The sequence below is a fragment of the Frigoribacterium sp. AC759 genome, from assembly GCF_979256015.1.
The window spans coordinates 97,210-114,611 of sequence record NZ_CEEDMT010000003.1; the positions used below are offsets into that span (position 1 = coordinate 97,210).

The following is a 17,402-nucleotide window of genomic DNA, read 5'->3' on the forward strand; positions in this document are numbered from 1 at the left end:
GAGGCGCACGGGTGCGTGGTCCGGACGCGAGCGTCGCGCACCCCTACCCTGGTGCGATGCGACGACGACCGGACGACGAGCGGTCGATCGACGACCCCGTGGCCGGAGACGACGCCGACGCCCGGTCGAGGGTCGGCCGCGTCACGACGGCGCGGCCCGTGCGAGTGGTCGGCCGCTACGTCGGAGCGAAGGGCCCGCTGCTCGCCGCCGGTCTCACGTACCAGGCCCTCTTCGCGCTGTTCGCGGGCCTCTGGGTGGGCTTCTCCGTCGCGGGCTTCGTCGTCTCGGGCGACGAGGCCCTCCGCGACCAGCTGGTCGTCTTCATCCGCTCGGCCGTCCCCGGCCTGATCCAGGACGACTCGGGGGCGGGGGTGGTCGACCCCGACGCCCTCCTCGACGCCACCGTCTTCGGCTGGACCGGCGCGATCGCGTTCGTGGGTCTGCTCTTCTCCGCCATCACCCTCTTCGGCGGGATGCGCGACTCCGTCCGCACGATCTTCCGTGCGCCATCGCCGGCCACCCCGTTCCTCCGACTGGTGCTGCGCGACCTGGCCCTCGCCCTCGCCTTCGGCGCCGCCGTGGTCGTCTCGGCCACGGTCTCGCTGCTCAGCACCACGGCGGTGCGCTGGGCCCTGCACCTGCTCGATCTGTCGACCACGTCGGCCGCGTCCGTCCTGCTGCTCCGTGTCACGGCGCTCCTGCTCGTCTTCGTCTTCGACGCTCTCGTGCTCGCCGCGCTGTTCCGGGTGCTGGCGGGTCTGCACATCCCCGGCCCGCGCCTCCTCGTGGGGTCCGCCCTCGGCGCCGCGGGCTTCGTCGGTCTGACGGTCGTCGGCGGGACCCTGCTCCGCGCGACGGGCGCCAACCCCCTCCTGGCGTCGTTCGCGGCGGTCATCGGTCTGCTGATCGTCATCGATCTGCTCTGCCAGGTGCTGCTGCTCGCCGCGGCCTGGATCGCGGTCGGCATGGACGACATCGGGGTGCTCGCCGACCCGCACCAGGAGGCCGAGCGCCTGCGCCTGCTCGAGGAGGAGCGGCTGGCCCAGGAGGCGCGGGTCGCCACCCGCTCCCGGCGTGCCGTCGCGGCCGTGCGGGGCCTCGTCTCCCGCCTGCCCCGTCCCTCCCGACCGCGCGGCGACGGCGACGGTGGCCGCCGGTAGTGTTCTGCGCATGGGAACACGTCTCCGCCTCGCCTCCGTCAACGTCAACGGCATCCGGGCCGCGTACCGCAGGGGCATGGGCGACTGGCTCGCCGAGCGCGACGTCGACATCCTCACGCTCCAAGAGGTGCGCGCCTCGACCGACGACCTCGAGGGCCTGCTCGGCCCCGAATGGAACGTCGTCCACCACCCCGCGACGGCGAAGGGCCGCGCGGGTGTGGCCATCGCCTCCCGCGGGGCGGCCTCCGTGCACCGCGTCGAGCTCGGCGACGACGACTTCGACAGCGCCGGGCGGTGGATCGAGGCCGACTACGACGTCGACGGGACGATCGTCACGGTCGTCAGCACCTACGTGCACTCGGGCGAGGTCGACACCCCCAAGCAGGACGAGAAGTGGAGATTCCTCGACGCGATGACCGCCCGGCTGCCGCAGCTGGCGGCGCACAACGCGCTCTCGGTCGTGACGGGCGACCTGAACGTCGGTCATCGCGAGCTCGACATCAAGAACTGGAAGGGCAACGTCAAGCGGGCCGGCTTCCTCCCGCGCGAGCGCTCGTACTTCGACCGGTTCCTCGGCGAGGCCGGGACCGAGATCGAGACGGTGGACGGCACCGGCGGCAGCGGACTCGGCTGGGTCGACGTCGGGCGCCGGCTCGCGGGCGAGGTCGAGGGGCCGTACTCGTGGTGGTCGTGGCGCGGCCAGGCCTTCGACAACGACACCGGTTGGCGCATCGACTACCACCTGGCGACGCCCGCTCTCGCGGCCAAGGCCGAGAACCACACCATCGATCGAGCGCCGTCGTACGCCGAGCGCTGGTCCGACCACGCACCCGTCGTCGTCGACTACGACATCTGATCTCTCCGACCCCCTGAGGACGTCATGACCGGCACCACCCCCTCCCCCGCATCCGCCGCCTCCGAGACGGTCGAGCCCCCTCGCGGCGCCGGCCGCCCCCGGCTCTTCTCCGGCATGCAGCCCTCCGCCGATTCGCTGCACATCGGCAACTACGTCGGGGCCCTGCTGCAGTGGCGCGAGCAGCAGTCGACCCACGACGCCCTCTTCTGCGTCGTCGACCAGCACGCCATCACCGTCGCCCAAGATCCCGCGACGCTCCGCGAGTCCACCCGGCGGACGGCCGCCCAGTACATCGCCGCGGGCATCGACCCGTCGCTGTCGACGCTGTTCATCCAGTCGCACGTGCCGGCGCACGCGCAGCTCGCCTGGGTGCTGAACACCCTCACCGGCTTCGGCGAGGCCAGCCGCATGACGCAGTTCAAAGACAAGGCGGCCAAGCAGGGCGCCGACTCGGCCTCGCTCGGCCTCTTCGCCTACCCCACGCTCATGGCGGCCGACATCCTGCTCTACGGCGCCGAGGTGGTGCCCGTCGGCGACGACCAGCGTCAGCACGTCGAGCTGACACGAGACCTCGCCACCCGCTTCAACTCCCGGTTCGGCACGACGTTCGTGGTGCCCGAGGCCACCATCCAGAAGGAGTCGGCGCGGGTCTACGACCTGCAGAACCCCGAGTCGAAGATGAGCAAGTCGGCGGCCACCGAGTCGGGTGTGGTCTGGATGCTCGACGAGCCGTCCCGCACGGCGAAGAAGATCAAGTCGGCCGTCACCGACACCGAGCGCGAGATCCGCTTCGATCGGGGCGCCAAGCCCGGGGTGTCGAACCTGCTGACGATCCAGTCGGCGTTCACCGGGCGCGCCATCGCCGATCTCGAGCACGACTACACCGGCCGCGGCTACGGCGACCTCAAGAAGGACGTCGCCGAGGTGGTCGTCGAGACGTTCACGCCGATCCGGGCGCGCGCGCTCGAGCTGCTCGACGACCCCGCCGAGCTCGACCGCGTGCTGGCCGGCAACGCCGATCGCGCGAACGAGCTCGCCCAGTCCACCCTCGACACGGTGTACGACCGCATCGGCTTCCTGCGCAAGGCCTGATCGTGCAGCCCTTCGTCCTCGAGTCCGACGCCGTGCGTCTGGCGGTGCCCGAGCGGGCCGACATCGCCGCCATCGTCGACGCGTGCCGCGACCCCGAGCTGCAGAGGTTCACGACCGTCCCCGTGCCCTACGACGAGTCCGACGCCGAGTTCTTCCTCCGACGGATCGTCGATCACGGCTGGTCGACCGGGCGCGAGTTCACCTGGGGGCTCCGGTCTCCCGGGTCGTCGCTGCTCGTCGGCATGATCAGCCTGCGCTTCGCGGACGACGACATCGGCTTCTGGACGTCACCCGCCCATCGGGGTCGAGGTCTCATGACGGCCGCGGTCGCTCTCGTGGCCGACTGGGCGTTCGCTCACGGCGGGGTCGACGAGCTCTACTGGGAGGGGTTCGTCGACAACGACGGCAGCGCCGGCGTAGCCCGATCGACGGGGTTCCGGTACACCGGCGACGCCCCGGGTCTCCATCCTGCACGCGACGGCTCCCATCCGCTCTGCCGGACGGCTCGACTCCGTTCGAGCGACGACCGGTCGGTGAAGCCCGGGTGGCCCGTCGGCGTCTCCCCCTCGGAATACTCGCGCGACCCTGCGGTTGACACCCGTGGCCTCGACGAACCGATCGGCGAGACCGAACCGGAGAGACCATGACCACGCCCTCGAGCGCGTACGACGACGCCATGCGGCGAGCGCTCGAGCTGGCTCTCCGCGGCACGTCCCTCGGCCCCAACCCCCAGGTCGGGTGCGTCCTCCTCCGCCCCGATCTGACGGTGGCGGCCGAGGGATGGCACCGCGGCGCCGGGACACCGCACGCCGAGGTCGACGCGCTCTCGAGGCTCGCGCCGGGCAAGTCCGCCGTCGGCCTCACGGCCGTCGTCAGTCTCGAGCCCTGCGATCACACCGGCCGGACGGGCCCCTGCAGCGAGGCCCTGATCGGCGCCGGGGTGTCGAGGGTCGTCTACGCCGTCTCCGATCCCGGCGAGTCGTCCTCGGGTGGTGCCGAGCGCCTCCGGCGGGCCGGGGTCGAGGTCGTGGCGGGCGTCCTCCGCGACGACGCCGAGGAGACCATCCGCCCCTGGCTCGTGGCGACCCGTGCGGGTCGCCCGTTCGTCACCCTCAAGTGGGCCTCCAGTCTCGACGGACGCGCCGCCGCGGCCGACGGCACCAGCCGGTGGATCACGGGCACGGCCGCCCGACAGCACGTGCACGAGCAGCGGGCCGCGCACGACGCCATCCTCGTCGGCACCGGCACCGTCCTGGCCGACGACCCCGGGCTCACCGCGCGCGGCGACGGCGGCGAGCTGCTCGCCGACCAGCCGCTGCCCGTCGTGGTCGGCCACCGGCCCGTCCCGGCCGACGCCGAACTCCGGAGACACCCGAGGGCTCTCGTCGAGACCGGCAGCCGAGACCTCGAGGCCGTGCTCGCCGACCTCTACGGGCGCGGCGTCCGCAGCGTGTTCGTCGAGGGCGGCCCGACCGTCGCCAGCGAGTTCGTGCGACGAGGCCTCGTCGACGACTACCTCGTCTACCTCGCCCCGACGCTCCTCGGCGGACCGCGCACGGCCCTCGGCGATCTCGGTGTGGCGAGCATCGACGGTCAGGTCCGTCTCGTGACGACCCGCGTGACCCCCCTCGGCGACGACGTCCTGATCGTCGCCCGCGCCCAGCCCCGGAGAACACCATGACCGCCTCGCCCGCCGCCTCGCCCCAGATCACCTTCGAGGTCGAGACCACCGTGCCGACCCGGCACGGCACGTTCGCCTTCCGCGCGTACCGCGACATCGTCACAGGGGCCGACCACGTCGCCGTCGTCGCGACCGGCCCCGACGGTCGTGCTCCCGGCGACGGAGCGCTCGTGCGGGTGCACTCCGAGTGCCTGACCGGCGAGGCCTTCGGGTCGCTGAAGTGCGAGTGCGGTCCGCAGCTCGACGCCGCCCTCGACACGATCCACGAGCACGGCGGCGTGGTCGTCTATCTGCGGGGCCACGAGGGCCGCGGCATCGGTCTGATCGACAAGCTCCGCGCCTACCGGCTGCAGGAAGACGGTCTCGACACCCTCGACGCGAACCTCGCCCTCGGGCTGCCGGCCGACTCCCGGCAGTACGGCGCGGCGGCCGATGTGCTGCGCGACCTCGGCATCCACGAGATCCGGCTGCTCAGCAACAACCCGGAGAAGAGCCGCCAGCTCGTCGAGCACGGCATCGCCGTCTCCGAGCTCGTGCCCCTCGTGGTCGGCGTCGGCACGTTCAACGAGGGCTACCTCGACACGAAACGCGACCGCATGGGCCACCAGCTGCCCGGGCACCTCCCCACCGACGGCTGAGCACCACTCACGAAGGCGCTAAACTGAACGACGGCTGTCACGAGCGGCCACACCCCACCGGCGTCGTGCGCCCCTGCTGATCCCCGGCCGACGCACGTCCACGACCGAGCCCCTGCGTGCCCCACCCGGCCCCGCTCCGCCGTCGTCGCCGGCATCGTCCTCCCCGCCGCTCCGGAGTCCCCCCATGTCGTCATCAGCCGTCGCCTCGTCGACGCAGCCCGCACCTCCTGCCAACAAGCGCTCGCGCGTCATCATCGCGAGCCTCGTCGGCACGTCCATCGAGTTCTACGACTTCTACGTCTACGCGACGGCCGCCGTCCTCGTCTTCCCGACCGTCTTCTTCGCGAACGACGACCCCGCCGTCGCGCGCCTCGCCTCGTTCGCCGTCTTCGGCGTCGCCTTCATCGCCCGACCCGTCGGCTCGATCGTGTTCGGCCACTTCGGCGACCGCATCGGCCGCAAGGGCACCCTCGTCGCCTCCCTCCTCACGATGGGCATCGCGACGGTGCTGATCGGCTGCATCCCCGCCGGCACGACGCCCGGCTGGGCCGTCGCGGGCCCCGCGTGCCTCGTCGTGCTGCGCTTCTGCCAGGGTCTCGGCCTCGGCGGCGAGTGGAGCGGCGCGGCGCTGCTGGCGACCGAGAACGCCCCGAAGAACCGACGGGCGATCTACGGCACGTTCCCCCAGCTGGGCGCGCCGATCGGCTTCATCATCGCCAACCTGCTGTTCGTGCTGCTGAACACCACCCTGACCGAAGAGCAGTTCATGGCCTGGGGCTGGCGGCTGCCGTTCCTGGCGAGCGCCCTGCTGGTGATCATCGGGCTCTACGTCCGCTTCAAGCTGATCGAGACCCCGGCGTTCCAGAAGGTCGTCGACTCGGGTTCGGTCGCGAAGCTGCCCCTGGCCCGCGTCTTCACGACGAGCTGGCGCCCGCTGATCCTCGGCACGTTCATCATGCTGGCCACGTACACGCTGTTCTACCTGATGACGACCTTCACCCTGACCTTCGGCACGGCCGATGCCGCCGGCGACCCGGCGGGTCTCGGCATCCCCCGCACGCAGTTCCTGTGGATGCTCATCCTCGGGGTCGTCTTCTTCGGCGTCTTCACCCTCGTCTCCGGGCCGCTCGCCGAGAGGTACGGGCGACGGGCGATGCTCATCTGCGTCACGGCCGGCATCCTGGTGTTCGGGTTCCTGTTCGCCCCGCTGTTCACCGGCGGCGTGCTCGGCGCGCAGGCACTGCTGATCATCGGCTTCGTGCTGATGGGGCTCACCTTCGGTCCCATGGGCGCGGTGCTGCCCGAGCTGTTCCCGACCAGCGTCCGGTACACCGGCTCGGCGATCAGCTACAACGTCGCGAGCATCCTCGGCGCGGCCGTGGCCCCGTTCATCGCCGTGTGGCTCTGGACGGCCGCTGGCGGCAGCACCTGGCTCGTCGGGCTCTACCTCTCGTCGATGGCCGCGCTGACGCTCGTCGCGCTGATCCTCAGCCGCGAGACCCGCGACGTCGACTACGAGGCCGTCGACTGACAGGTGCCGGGGCCGCCGACGAAGTACGGTCGTAGCAGGCGGTCCGTCGGCCGCCCCGGTCACCCGCCGCGCGCCGCGCGGCCTCCAGGCACGAGAGGCACCATGAGCTCCGACACGAGCGCGCGCACCCCGACGAACCCCGCCGAGGAGGCGCGGGTCGACCCCCCGAGGGCGCGCCGCGGTCTCGGACGCCGTCGCCCTCCCGAGGGGCCCCGTGCCACGTTCCGTCAGCTGCTGCCGTACCTCTTCGAGCACAAGAAGGTCATGACGGTGATCATCGTGCTCAGCGTGCTGGGCGCCGCGGCCTCGCTCGGTCAGCCGCTGCTCGTGCAGCGGGTGATCGCCGTCGTCGAGCAGGGCGGGGCCCTGGGCTCGCTCGTCTGGGCCCTCGTGGGCCTCGTGGTCGTGGCCGGTCTGCTGAGCGGGTTCCAGCACTACCTGCTGCAGCGCACCGGCGAGGGCGTCGTGCTCTCCAGCCGGCGCCGCCTCGTCGGGCGCATGCTGCGACTGCCGGTCAGCGAGTTCGACTCCCGCCGCACGGGCGACCTCGTCTCGCGGGTCGGTTCGGACACCACGCTGCTGCGCGCCGTCCTGACGCAGGGCCTCGTCGAGGCGATCGGCGGCAGCCTCACCTTCATCGGCGCCCTGGTCGGCATGTTCCTGATCGACCCCGTGCTGCTCGGACTCACCGTGCTGGTCGTCGCCGTCTCGGTGCTCGTCGTCGTGTTGCTCTCGGGGCGCATCCGGGTCGCGAGCCGACAGGCGCAGGAGAAGGTCGGAGACCTCACGGCGGCCGTCGAACGGGCCATCAGCTCGGTCCGCACCATCCGGGCGTCGGGGGCCACCGAGCGCGAGGTCGCCGCGGTCGAGCTCGACGCCGTCGGGGCCTACGAGCGGGGGCTGCAGGTCGCCCGGATCTCGGCGCTCGTCGTGCCCATCTCGTCGATCGCGCTGCAGGCCTCGTTCCTGGTCGTGCTCGGAGTCGGGGGCTTCCGTGTCGCCAGCGGCGCCATCGAGATCGCGTCGCTGGTGTCGTTCGTGCTCTTCCTCTTCCTGATGATCATGCCGCTCGGCCAGGCGCTCGGCGCCGTCCTCAGCGTGAACCAGGCGCTGGGCGCCCTCGGTCGCATCCAGGAGATCCTCGACCTCCCGTCGGAGGACCACGACGACCGCCGCACGGCCGCCGACCTCGCCGGTGTCGCCCGCGTCGAGACCACCGACGCCGTGACCTTCGACGACGTGCACTTCCGCTACCCCGCGGCACCGGACGCAGCGGCCGGCGGGGTCGACGGCGTCTTGCCGGACGACGACCTCACTGTGCTCCGCGGGGTCAGCTTCTCCGTCCCCGCCGGCGGGCGCACCGCTCTGGTCGGGCCGTCGGGCGCGGGCAAGAGCACCATGCTGGCGCTCATCGAGCGCTTCTACGACCCGACGGCGGGAGTCGTTCGGATCGACGGGGTCGACCTGCGCGCCCTCGACCGCGACGAGCTGCGCTCGCGCATCGGGTACGTCGAACAGGACGCCCCCGTGCTCGCCGGCACCATCCGCGACAACCTGACCCTCGGCTCGCCGGGCGCCACCGACGACGACTGCCGACGGGTGCTCGAGGCCGTGAACCTCACCGCGGTGCTCGATCGCGGCGACGAGGGCCTCGACGCGCAGGTCGGCGAAGACGGCGTCATGCTCTCGGGCGGCGAGCGCCAGCGTCTCGCGATCGCCCGCACCCTGCTCTCCGCCCCGCCCATCCTCCTGCTCGACGAGTCGACGTCGAGCCTCGACGGCGTCAACGAGCAGCGTCTGCGCGGCGCGATCGACGCCGTGGCGGAGGACCGCACGCTCATCGTCATCGCCCACCGACTGTCGACCGTCGTCGACAGCGACCAGATCGTCGTCGTCGACGGCGGGCGGGTCGTCGGGGTCGGCACGCACTCCGAGCTGGTCGTCAGCACGCCGCTCTACCGCGACCTCGCGAAGCACCAGCTGCTCGTCTAGCGGCGAGCCGGGGCCGCCGGGGCCGCTGGGGCCGCTGGGGCGCGAGGGTCAGCGGGTGCCGCGCCGCGCCTCCTCGATGACCTCGAGCGCTGCGACCGCGTCTCGCGGGTCGACGGGCACCTCGGCCTCGCCCCGCAGCGCTGCGGCGAGTCGGCCGTAGAACAGCGGGTAGCGGCCCCGCTCGGTGGGCACCACCCGGGCGTCGTCTCCGACGCCGATCGTGCCGTGCCGTGCCGGGTCGACGAGTCCGTAGGCGTCGTCCGCAGGCGACAGACCGTCCGCGAGCTGCGCCTCCTGCGGGTCGAGACCCGAGACGACGTAGGCGCCCTCCGATCCGAGCACCCGGAGGCGCGGGCCGGGCTGCGCGGCCACGTGACTCATCCAGAGACGCGAACGGACGCCGCTCTCGTGGCGCAGCGACAGCAGGACGTCGTCGTCGGCCGTCGCGGTGGGCCGACGCGTCGCGATCTCGGCGTGCACGTCGGAGACCGGGCCGAAGAGCCGCAGCGCCTGGTCGACGAGATGCGGGCCGAGGTCGAAGAGGATGCCGCCGCCGTCGGCGACCGTGGCGGAGGACTTCCAGCCCGCGCGGTTCGCGGTCTTCCACGGCTCGAAGCGGGACTCGAAGGTGTGCACGTCGCCGAGCGCCCCGTCGGCGATCAGCCGCGACGCCGTCAGGTAGTCGCCGTCCCATCGGCGGTTCTGGTAGACGGTGAGCAGTCGGTCGGAGCTCTCGGCCTGCGCGATCAGCGCGCGAGCCTCGGCGGCGGAGGTCGCCACCGGCTTGTCGACCACGACGGCCGACCCGGCACGGAGCGCCTCGGCGGCCACGTCGGCGTGCGTCGCGTTCGGGGTCGCGACGACGACGAGGTCGAGCCCCATGCCCGCGAGGTCCGCGCTGGAGGCCACGACCGCTGCGGCGGGGTGCCGATGCGCAGCGTCGGCCGCGCGATCGGCGTCTCGCGTGACGACGGCCGCCACGTCGTACTCGGGGTCGGCGGCGAGGAGGGCGCCGTGGAACACCCGCCCGGCGAGCCCGAAACCGACGATGCCGACCCGGATCGGCGCCCCGCTCACGACTCGACCCCGAGATCGGAGCGGGTGACGAGCGTCGCGCCCGCCTCCGACATCTCGGCCAGTGCGGCTTCGCTCGAGACGGGGGCGACACCGGCGACGAGATCGGTCACGACCCGGACGGCGAGCCCGGCGGCCACGGCGTCGAGCACCGACGCCCGCACGCAGTGGTCGGTGGCCAGCCCGACGACGTCGAGCGAGTCGACGCCCCGAGCCCGGAGCACCTCGGCGGCGCTCTCGCCGTCGGCCGTCACGCCCTCGAACGCCGAATACGACGGGCTGCCCGTGCCCTTCGTGAGATGCACGTCGATCGACGACGCGTCGAGCGCCGGATGGTAGTCGGCGCCGGTCGTGCCGCGGACGCAGTGCACCGGCCACGAGTCGACGTAGTCGGGCTGCTCGGAGAAGTGCCCGCCGTTGTCGCTCTCGGCCTCGTGCCAGTCGCGGCTGGCCAGCACGAGGGCGTAGTCGCCTGCCGCGAGCGCCAGGTGCTCGGCGACCCCCTCGGCGACGCGGGTGCCGCCTGCCACGCCGAGCGCGCCTCCTTCGGTGAAGTCGTTCTGGACGTCGATGACGAGGAGTGCTCTGACCATGCGCTCATTCTCCTGACAGATCGGCGCCGCAGCGGTACACGGCCGCCGTCAGCGTGTCGAGTGCGCCGCGGGCGTCGTCGCGCACGTCGCCGATCGCGTAGAACGCGAAGGCGAGTCGGGTGCCGTCGGCGGAGTCGATGCTGCCCGCCAGCGTGTAGGCCGTGTCGATCCAGCCCGTCTTCGCGTGCACGGAGCCGGCCGCGACCGCGTTGTCGCCGGTGAAGCGACTCGCGAGGGTGCCCGTGCGCCCCGAGATCGGCAGCGCGTCGTAGACGACGCCGAGGCCGTCGCGGCGGTCGGCCACGGCGATCATCAGCCTCGCCACGACCGTCGAGGGGACCGCGTCGTTCTCGCTCAGCCCCGACCCGTCGATGATCGTCGTGGTCGAGGTGTCGAGCCCGTACGTCGACGACAGCACCGAACGGTAGAGGGGCGTCAGCGAGGCGGACGACCCGTCGGCGCCCGACGCACGCGACGAGGTCCGTGCGAGCATCTCGGCGAGCGTGTTGTCGGAGGTGGGCAGCAGCTGCGAGATCAGGGTGGAGACGGGCTGCGACGCTACCTCGCCCAGCACGGTGGCGCTGCTCGAGGCGCCCTGCGACATCGCCGCGGTGTCGGCCCCCGCGACCCCCGCGGAGACCAGCGCGGCCCGGAAGGCGTCGCCGGCGCGAGCGACGGGGTCGGTGCTGCGCGGGCTGGTCTGCGCGGCGGGGTCGGCCCGGTCGCCGTCGACCATCAGCGCCGTCACCTCGGAGTGGTAGCCGATGGTCTGTTCGGAGCGCTTCCAGGAGGGGTCCCACTCGTCGGCCTGACTCCAGTAGGTGGCGTCGAGAGTGATCCGCGAGACGGGGGCGTCGCCCAGCCGGGTCTTCACCTGCGCGGCGAGGTCGGCGAGCGTCGGCGCCCCGGCGTACACGCTGCCGCCGGAGGGGACGGCGCTGAGCGTGGCGTCGCCACCGCCGACGAGGGCGATCGCGCCGCTGCCGACGTCGCCCGTCACCCTGGTGGTCAGACGATGGTCGGGCCCGAGCACCGCGAGGGCGACCGCGCTCGTCAGGGTCTTGAGGACGCTGCCCGTGCGGGCGGGCGTCGATCCGTCTCGGTCGAACAGCACCTCGCCGGTCGCGGCGTCGACGACGGTGCCCTCGAACTGCGCGAGGCGGGGGTCGGCGGCCGCGGCGGCGACCGAGCAGGAGCGCACCGGGGCCGCCGTCGGAGTCGCGGTCGGCGTCGGGGTCGTCGGGGCCACGTCGGGTGCCGCCGACGGGGTGTCGGCCGCCGTGGGCTCGGGTGTCGCACGGGGCGAGTCGGCCGGCGACGAGGTCGAGACGGTCGGCTCGCCCGGCGTCGTGATGGCCCCGGCCGCGACCGCTCCCCCCGCCAGCAGGGCGATCGCGGTCACGACCGCGGTCACGCGCACCCCGCGGGGGTGCTCGTCGAGGAGGTGCGCGAGGGTTCTCCGCGGACCGCCGCGTCGGTCACGCGGACGTTCTCGGGGTGCGTGGTCGTCCATCGCAGCCAGTGTACGAAACCGTCGCCGCGCCTCCTACCCGTGCCTGTTACTCGCCGGGATAGCGGACCCCGATCTGCTTCCGCATCTCGTCCATGGTGCGCATGACGTCGACGATGCCCTCGGCCGTGAGCAGGGGGCTCTCGGTCTCGCCCGCCGAGACGACGCGGTCGAGTTCGATGGCCTGGTGGTGCATGCCGCGGAGGGACCCCTCGTCGGAGTCGAAGCGCTCGATGACGGCGTCGTCGCTGTCGTACACGGTGAAGCCGACGGGGGTGTACCAGGTCGCGTCGATCTCGACGCGACCGGCCGTGCCGTGCACGACGGCGACGTTGTGCCCCGTCGAGTCGAGCGCCGAGTACAGCTGCGCCGAAGCGCCGCTCGCATAGCCGAGGGTCACCGAGTGGCGGGCGTCGACGCCCTGGTCGCTGAGGACCCCGACGGTCGCGATGTCGGTCGGGGCGCCGAGCAGATCGTGGGCGAACGACACCGGGTAGACGCCGAGGTCGAGCAGCGCGCCGCCGCCGAGCGCCGGGTCGTTGAGGCGGTGGCGCGGGTCGGTCGGCAGGGACTGCAGGTGCACGGCCGTCAGGAGGCGCACCTCGCCGATGGTGCCGGATCGCACGATCGCCCGCAGTCGCGCGCTCTGCGGGAGGTAGCGGGTCCACATCGCCTCCATCGCGACCACGCCGGCGGCGGACGCGGCGTCGAGGACCGTCTGCGCCTCGGCGGCGTTGACGGTGAAGGCCTTCTCGACGAGCACGTGCTTGCCGGCGGCGATCGCGAGCAGGGCCTGCTCGGCGTGGAAGACGTGCGGAGTCGCGACGTAGACGGCGTCGACGGTCGGGTCGGCCACGAGGTCTTCGTAGCTGCCGTGCGCGTGGTCGATGCCGAACCGGCCGGCGAACTCGTCCGCCTTGGCCTGGTCGCGCGAACCGACGGCCGAGACGGCCAGGCCGGCCCCCAGCAGGTCGGAGGTGAAGGCCTGGGCGATGCCGCCCGCGCCGAGTATTCCCCATCGAATCGTCATGACACCTGTCTACCAGCCGCCCGGTCGGACTCCGACACCCTCAGTTGCGCGATGCGCGCCTCCAGCAGGTCGGCCGTGACGGCCAGCTCGACCGCCCAACGCCCCGGGTCGGACGACCACCTCATCAGATCGAGCAGCTCGTCCTCGTCGATGAGTCGGAGGGAGGCGACCCTGTCGGCATTGCGCTCCATCCGCAGGTCGATGAGCGGGACGCCCGTCTCGTACTCGTCTCGCTCGGCGTGGACGAGCTCGTGCGCGAGGACGGACCGCTCGAGCGCGCCTCGCATCCGGGGCTTGATGAGGATGGCGCCGAGCTGGGGTACGTACCTGCCGAAGTCCGCTCGAAGCGGGTACTCGATGATCGGGACCCCCAGATCCGCCGCGTGCTCCCGCGGTACGTACTGAGTCACGGTGTGTGGTCGTCCTCCTCGACTTCGTGGGCGTCGCTCTTGGCCGCACTCGGCAGCGACTCGATGTCATCTTGACTGGAGCCACTGACAACGGCCCATGCAGGGTGATCGACCGGGGGCGCGGAGGCGTCCGCCGCCGAGCTGACCCTGCGGAGCATCTCGCGGGCGATCTCGAGGTCGGTGAAGTCCGTGATCTGCAGGGCTCGCGGAACGCTCAGCGTGCCCTCGATGTCGCCTGGCCGGAGGTAGCCGGCGGCGACGAGGGCCAGGAAGGGGCTGACCCCGTAGGCCCGTGCCACTCCGATGACCTGCTCCGCCTTGGGCTGCACCTCGCCCGAGACCCATCGACTCACGGTGGCCGTCGAGACGCCCGCGACACGGGCGATCTCGGATTGGTTGGGTACTCCGGCTTCGGGGCCGGCGATCGCAGTGAGGAAGGCCGGCCAGGTCTGGGTGATCACGAGGAGACGCTACAGGTCTCGCTGCATACGTGCAACGCATTTCCATATACGGAGCAGCAGCCTTGTGGGCATCCTGTCGCGACACGCCGCGTTCCGCCCGTGGGACGCCGTTGCACACGTGGATATACGCCGTAGTGTTCCTCGCATGAACAAACCATCCGCACATGCAACACCGACCAGGGTCGACCGTCTGGTTCTGGACGTCGTCGCTCTGCACGAGCTGCGAAGGACTCACCAGATCGAGTCCGACGCCGAGCTGGCCCGGATGATCGGCGTCGACCGGACGACCCTCGCCCGGGTCGCAGCAGGCGGTCCGCCGTCCAACGGCTTCATGGCCCGGACCAAGCTGCTCTTCCCCTCGGCACCGCTCGACCGGCTCTTCGTCGTCGAACGACTGCTCGCCACCCGCCATCAGGTCGGGTCGGCACCACTCGGACTCCGCCACCGCTGAGTCCCGTGCACGCTCGCCACGACAACCGAGCACCTGCTTCCCCACACGGGGAGCGGCTCAGCGACCGCTGAGCCGAAGAAAGAGAAGAAACGGAGATTCACATTCCTGAATGGGGAGGCCACACGAATGGCCAGATACCCGCCTCGGCACTCGTACCCGTGCCGGCGACCCTCACCGGTTCCGGCTATCTGCGAAGCGACGCCGCCAGGCAGTACACCGCACTGAACAGTGCATTCCAGGCTCAGTTCGGGGCAGACCTCGTCATCACCGAGGGCTACCGGAGCTACGAGCGTCAGAAGTACCTCTACGACGGCTGGCTCAACGGTCAGCCGGGCTTCAACTACGCAGCAGAACCCGGAACGTCGAATCACGGGTGGGCGACCGCCTGCGACTTCGGCGCCGGCGTAGCCAGTTACGGCACACCTCAGAAGGCCTGGATGGACGCCAACGCGCCCACCTTCGGCTGGTCACCGACCGGCAACGGCTTCCCCTCCCGGGAGCCGTGGCACTTCGACTACATCCGGGCCTACGAGCCCATCACCGCACCTCCGACAGATACGAAAGAAGAAGACATGGACAAGCTCTACATCATCACTCAGGGAACCACGAGCCGCTGGGCTCCCGGCAGCAAGTTCCTCATCTCGAACGGACGCAGCCGGCTCGTGTCGACCGCCGATCTGGCCCTCGTCGGCCTGGCGCTCTCGGACGGCATCGAGGTCACGACATCGGAGATGGGTCGCGTGCTCGCGCTGCACAGCATCCCCGATTCGGGCAGCGTGTCGATCAACGACTTCGACCGCTACCGCAACATCAGCCTCGCGCTGAACGCGGACTCCCCCACCCCGAACATCCAGTACACCGTCTCGAGCAACCTCGAGGCCGTGAAGTCGGGTGTCGGAGCGATCCGGACCAAGGTCGGCGCCTGACGGACGACGACGAGGGAGGCCTCCGCTTCGGCGGGGGCCTCCGCTTCGGCGGGGGCCTCCCCTCCCTCTCCGGGGAGGAGCCGTGACCCTCCACCCCGTCGGCCCCTCGAGCTACGGCTCGCTCCGGGGTGTCGTCCAGTACGTGACGGACGAGACCGTCGCAGCGCAGGTCAATTCGCTCATCGCCGAGTCCGCCGGCGTCTTCGCGGACGGCGGCATCCTGTCGGTGAACGAGGGGCTCCGCTCACGACGCGACCAGGAGATCAAGCGGGCCGCATGGGAGGCGTTCGTCGACGGCGGCCCCTGGGCCCCGCTCGCGGCGGTGCCCTACACGTCGTCGCACGACCAGGCGCAGGGCGCCGGCCTCGACTTCGGCATCACACTGCCCGACGGGCGGAACCGGGCGCTCGAGGACGACCAGGCGGCCCACGCGTGGGTCGTCGCACGCGGACGCCTCCGAGGCATCAGCCATACGGGAAGGGACTTCCGACCGACGCCCGAATCCTGGCATTTCACCGGCGGATATCCCGCCTCCCTCAACCCCATCGATCCCGAGGAGGTCGACATGACACCAGAAGAGAAGAAGCAGCTCGCCGCCGTCCTGGACGCGGTCACCACGACGAAGAGCGCGGTCGGACGCGTCGAACGCCGCCAGGTGGTGATCGTCGACGCAGTTGTCAAGATCAAGGTCGCCGTGGGCGACGTCCGCCAGAAGGTCTTCCGGATGGCCACGACTCGGAGGCCGCCGGAGGACGGATCATGACCCCGGCCGACGAGCGGACCGCGACCGACTCCGAGGCGCAGCCGCCCTCCGTGCATGCCATCTGGTTCACGACCCAGCGCGTGCTGCGGACCATCGTCGCGGTGGGCATACCCGTCTTCCTGAGCTTCGCCCTGGTCCTGCCGCTGGTCATCGAGGCATTGGGGCTGCCCGTGTCCTCGGCGCTCTACGGGTGGCTCGTCGGGTTCGCCGCGACCACCACAGCGGTCGCGGGAGCGATCACCCGGGTGATGGCGGTGCCGGCGGTCAACAGCTGGCTCATGCGGATCGGACTCGGATCGGTGCCTCGCCCGACCGATCGGAACACGCGACCGGCGGAGCATTGACGACGACGCTCGTCATGGGCTCAGACGACGGAAGCCCCGGTCGGTGACGACCGGGGCTTCTGTGGAGCCGCTTTGGGGAATCGAACCCCAGACCTTCTCATTACGAGTGAGACGCTCTACCGACTGAGCTAAAGCGGCGGATACCGGCCATGGCCGACAACCAGTGCCTGTCGGCACGAATAGATACTGTACCGGATTCTCAGAGTTCGCGTGACACGAGGCGCCGCAGGTCGGCGAAGCTGTCGTCCATCCGGGCGCGGAGGCTGAACCGGTAGTCGCCGAGGTGCTCGACGTCGTCGTCTTCGATCCATTCGGCCCAGGCGTGCCGCAGCGTGGCGATGACCACGAGCGCGACGAGGTGGGCCCGGCTCGCCACAGCCGCAGCGCCGTCGGCCCCGTCGGAGCCGTCGATGGTCGACGCGAGGCCCCCGTCGGCTGCGAGCCGCTGGGCGACGACCTCGGTCACCCGTTCTTCGAACACGCGGACCGACGCCATCCGCCGTGCGAACAGCTCGGGGTACGCGCGCAGCACGGCGCGGCGCCGCTGCACGAGCTCTCGGTCGCCGGTCGCCGTCGTCGCGGCGTGGTCGAGGAGGTGCACCAGACCGTCGAGGAGCGACCCGTCGTGATCGGAGACGAACGCCTCGAGCTCGGCCCCGTCGGAGAGCTGCGGCGGATCTCCGACCACGGCCTCCTCCTTGGAGGTGAAGTAGTTGAAGAACGTGCGGGGCGACACGTCGGCGCGTCGACTGATCATGTCGACCGTGACGGCCTCGAGGCCGTGCTCGTTGATGAGATCGAGCACCGCGACCTGGATCGCCCGCCGCGTGGCCAGGCGCTTTCGCTCGCGGAGGCCAGGGGCGGCGGTCGGGTCGCTCATCCGGCCATCT

Annotated in this window: 18 protein-coding genes, 1 tRNA gene and 1 pseudogene; 12 read left to right on the top strand and 8 right to left on the bottom strand. The window is 71.5% G+C overall.

Annotated elements, in window-relative coordinates:
- Window positions 1–56 precede the first annotated feature (56 nt).
- The 8 genes and pseudogenes from ACZ6JE_RS04920 to ACZ6JE_RS04955 all read left to right on the top strand — a co-directional run bounded on the left by ACZ6JE_RS04920 (window position 57) and on the right by ACZ6JE_RS04955 (window position 8,950).
- A complete protein-coding gene (locus tag ACZ6JE_RS04920) occupies window positions 57–1,160 on the top strand; it encodes a YihY/virulence factor BrkB family protein (protein WP_192058609.1) in 1,104 nt (367 codons plus the stop codon).
- 10 nt (window positions 1,161–1,170) lie between these two features.
- On the top strand, window positions 1,171–2,016 hold the full coding sequence (locus ACZ6JE_RS04925) for an exodeoxyribonuclease III (protein WP_464318343.1): 846 nt from the start codon (window positions 1,171–1,173) through the stop codon (window positions 2,014–2,016).
- A 24-nt stretch (window positions 2,017–2,040) separates the two neighbouring features.
- Window positions 2,041–3,108 carry a tryptophan--tRNA ligase gene (trpS, locus tag ACZ6JE_RS04930; RefSeq protein ID WP_320478984.1) on the top strand — a complete coding sequence of 356 codons (1,068 nt, stop codon included), beginning with the start codon at window positions 2,041–2,043 and terminating at the stop codon, window positions 3,106–3,108.
- Between the two features lie 2 nt (window positions 3,109–3,110).
- On the top strand, window positions 3,111–3,755 hold the full coding sequence (locus tag ACZ6JE_RS04935) for a GNAT family N-acetyltransferase (protein WP_464318344.1): 645 nt from the start codon (window positions 3,111–3,113) through the stop codon (window positions 3,753–3,755).
- Complete coding sequence (ribD, locus tag ACZ6JE_RS04940) at window positions 3,752–4,789, top strand: bifunctional diaminohydroxyphosphoribosylaminopyrimidine deaminase/5-amino-6-(5-phosphoribosylamino)uracil reductase RibD (protein WP_464318345.1); 1,038 nt, start codon at window positions 3,752–3,754, stop codon at window positions 4,787–4,789. Before ACZ6JE_RS04935 ends, ribD begins: the two co-directional genes overlap by 4 nt.
- A pseudogene (gene ribA / locus ACZ6JE_RS04945) lies at window positions 4,774–5,427 on the top strand (GTP cyclohydrolase II); the annotation flags it as partial. The gene ribD and the pseudogene ribA, both read left to right, overlap by 16 nt.
- Window positions 5,428–5,611: 184 nt before the next feature.
- Window positions 5,612–6,958, top strand: a complete 1,347-nt coding sequence (locus tag ACZ6JE_RS04950; RefSeq protein ID WP_464318346.1) for an MFS transporter — start codon at window positions 5,612–5,614, stop codon at window positions 6,956–6,958.
- Window positions 6,959–7,060: 102 nt separating this feature from the next.
- Window positions 7,061–8,950 (top strand): ABC transporter ATP-binding protein, encoded by a 1,890-nt coding sequence (locus ACZ6JE_RS04955; protein WP_464318347.1) that lies wholly within the window; start codon window positions 7,061–7,063, stop codon window positions 8,948–8,950.
- 48 nt (window positions 8,951–8,998) lie between these two features.
- Here the strand turns inward: ACZ6JE_RS04955 and ACZ6JE_RS04960 are convergent, their stop codons facing one another.
- The 6 genes from ACZ6JE_RS04960 to ACZ6JE_RS04985 are packed head-to-tail and all read right to left on the bottom strand — an operon-like array spanning window position 8,999 to window position 14,028.
- Window positions 8,999–10,027: a Gfo/Idh/MocA family protein gene (locus ACZ6JE_RS04960; RefSeq protein ID WP_320478980.1), complete on the bottom strand. Its 1,029-nt coding sequence runs from the start codon at window positions 10,025–10,027 to the stop codon at window positions 8,999–9,001.
- Window positions 10,024–10,617, bottom strand: coding sequence for an isochorismatase family protein (locus ACZ6JE_RS04965; protein ID WP_192058628.1), 594 nt, complete (start codon window positions 10,615–10,617; stop codon window positions 10,024–10,026). The genes ACZ6JE_RS04960 and ACZ6JE_RS04965 overlap by 4 nt, the downstream gene beginning before the upstream one ends.
- A 4-nt stretch (window positions 10,618–10,621) precedes the next feature.
- The gene (gene dacB, locus ACZ6JE_RS04970; RefSeq protein WP_464318348.1) at window positions 10,622–12,130 is read right to left on the bottom strand and encodes a D-alanyl-D-alanine carboxypeptidase/D-alanyl-D-alanine endopeptidase; all 1,509 of its coding nucleotides are present in this window, start codon (window positions 12,128–12,130) and stop codon (window positions 10,622–10,624) included.
- Window positions 12,131–12,176: 46 nt separating this feature from the next.
- The gene (locus tag ACZ6JE_RS04975; RefSeq protein ID WP_320476913.1) at window positions 12,177–13,157 is read right to left on the bottom strand and encodes a Gfo/Idh/MocA family protein; all 981 of its coding nucleotides are present in this window, start codon (window positions 13,155–13,157) and stop codon (window positions 12,177–12,179) included.
- Entirely contained in the window at window positions 13,154–13,567 is a 414-nt protein-coding gene (locus ACZ6JE_RS04980; RefSeq protein ID WP_192058635.1) for an ImmA/IrrE family metallo-endopeptidase, read from the bottom strand. The genes ACZ6JE_RS04975 and ACZ6JE_RS04980 overlap by 4 nt, the downstream gene beginning before the upstream one ends.
- Window positions 13,564–14,028 carry a helix-turn-helix domain-containing protein gene (locus tag ACZ6JE_RS04985; RefSeq protein ID WP_464318349.1) on the bottom strand — a complete coding sequence of 155 codons (465 nt, stop codon included), beginning with the start codon at window positions 14,026–14,028 and terminating at the stop codon, window positions 13,564–13,566. The genes ACZ6JE_RS04980 and ACZ6JE_RS04985 overlap by 4 nt, the downstream gene beginning before the upstream one ends.
- A 145-nt stretch (window positions 14,029–14,173) precedes the next feature.
- Here ACZ6JE_RS04985 and ACZ6JE_RS04990 point away from each other — a divergent pair, with 145 nt between their 5' ends.
- The 4 genes from ACZ6JE_RS04990 to ACZ6JE_RS05005 all read left to right on the top strand — a co-directional run bounded on the left by ACZ6JE_RS04990 (window position 14,174) and on the right by ACZ6JE_RS05005 (window position 16,512).
- Window positions 14,174–14,479 carry a hypothetical protein gene (locus ACZ6JE_RS04990; protein WP_192058640.1) on the top strand — a complete coding sequence of 102 codons (306 nt, stop codon included), beginning with the start codon at window positions 14,174–14,176 and terminating at the stop codon, window positions 14,477–14,479.
- A 158-nt stretch (window positions 14,480–14,637) separates the two neighbouring features.
- Complete coding sequence (locus ACZ6JE_RS04995) at window positions 14,638–15,405, top strand: M15 family metallopeptidase (protein ID WP_192058642.1); 768 nt, start codon at window positions 14,638–14,640, stop codon at window positions 15,403–15,405.
- Window positions 15,406–15,487: 82 nt separating this feature from the next.
- Window positions 15,488–16,168 (top strand): M15 family metallopeptidase domain-containing protein, encoded by a 681-nt coding sequence (locus ACZ6JE_RS05000; protein ID WP_464318350.1) that lies wholly within the window; start codon window positions 15,488–15,490, stop codon window positions 16,166–16,168.
- Window positions 16,165–16,512, top strand: a complete 348-nt coding sequence (locus tag ACZ6JE_RS05005) for a hypothetical protein (protein WP_192058646.1) — start codon at window positions 16,165–16,167, stop codon at window positions 16,510–16,512. Before ACZ6JE_RS05000 ends, ACZ6JE_RS05005 begins: the two co-directional genes overlap by 4 nt.
- Before the next feature lie 62 nt (window positions 16,513–16,574).
- Here ACZ6JE_RS05005 and ACZ6JE_RS05010 read toward each other — a convergent pair.
- Together ACZ6JE_RS05010 and ACZ6JE_RS05015 are read right to left on the bottom strand one after the other, a co-directional pair.
- Window positions 16,575–16,650: transfer RNA gene (locus tag ACZ6JE_RS05010), tRNA-Thr, on the bottom strand.
- Window positions 16,651–16,711: 61 nt separating this feature from the next.
- Window positions 16,712–17,392, bottom strand: coding sequence for a TetR/AcrR family transcriptional regulator (locus tag ACZ6JE_RS05015; RefSeq protein ID WP_320476920.1), 681 nt, complete (start codon window positions 17,390–17,392; stop codon window positions 16,712–16,714).
- Between the last annotated feature and the right edge of the window lie 10 nt (window positions 17,393–17,402).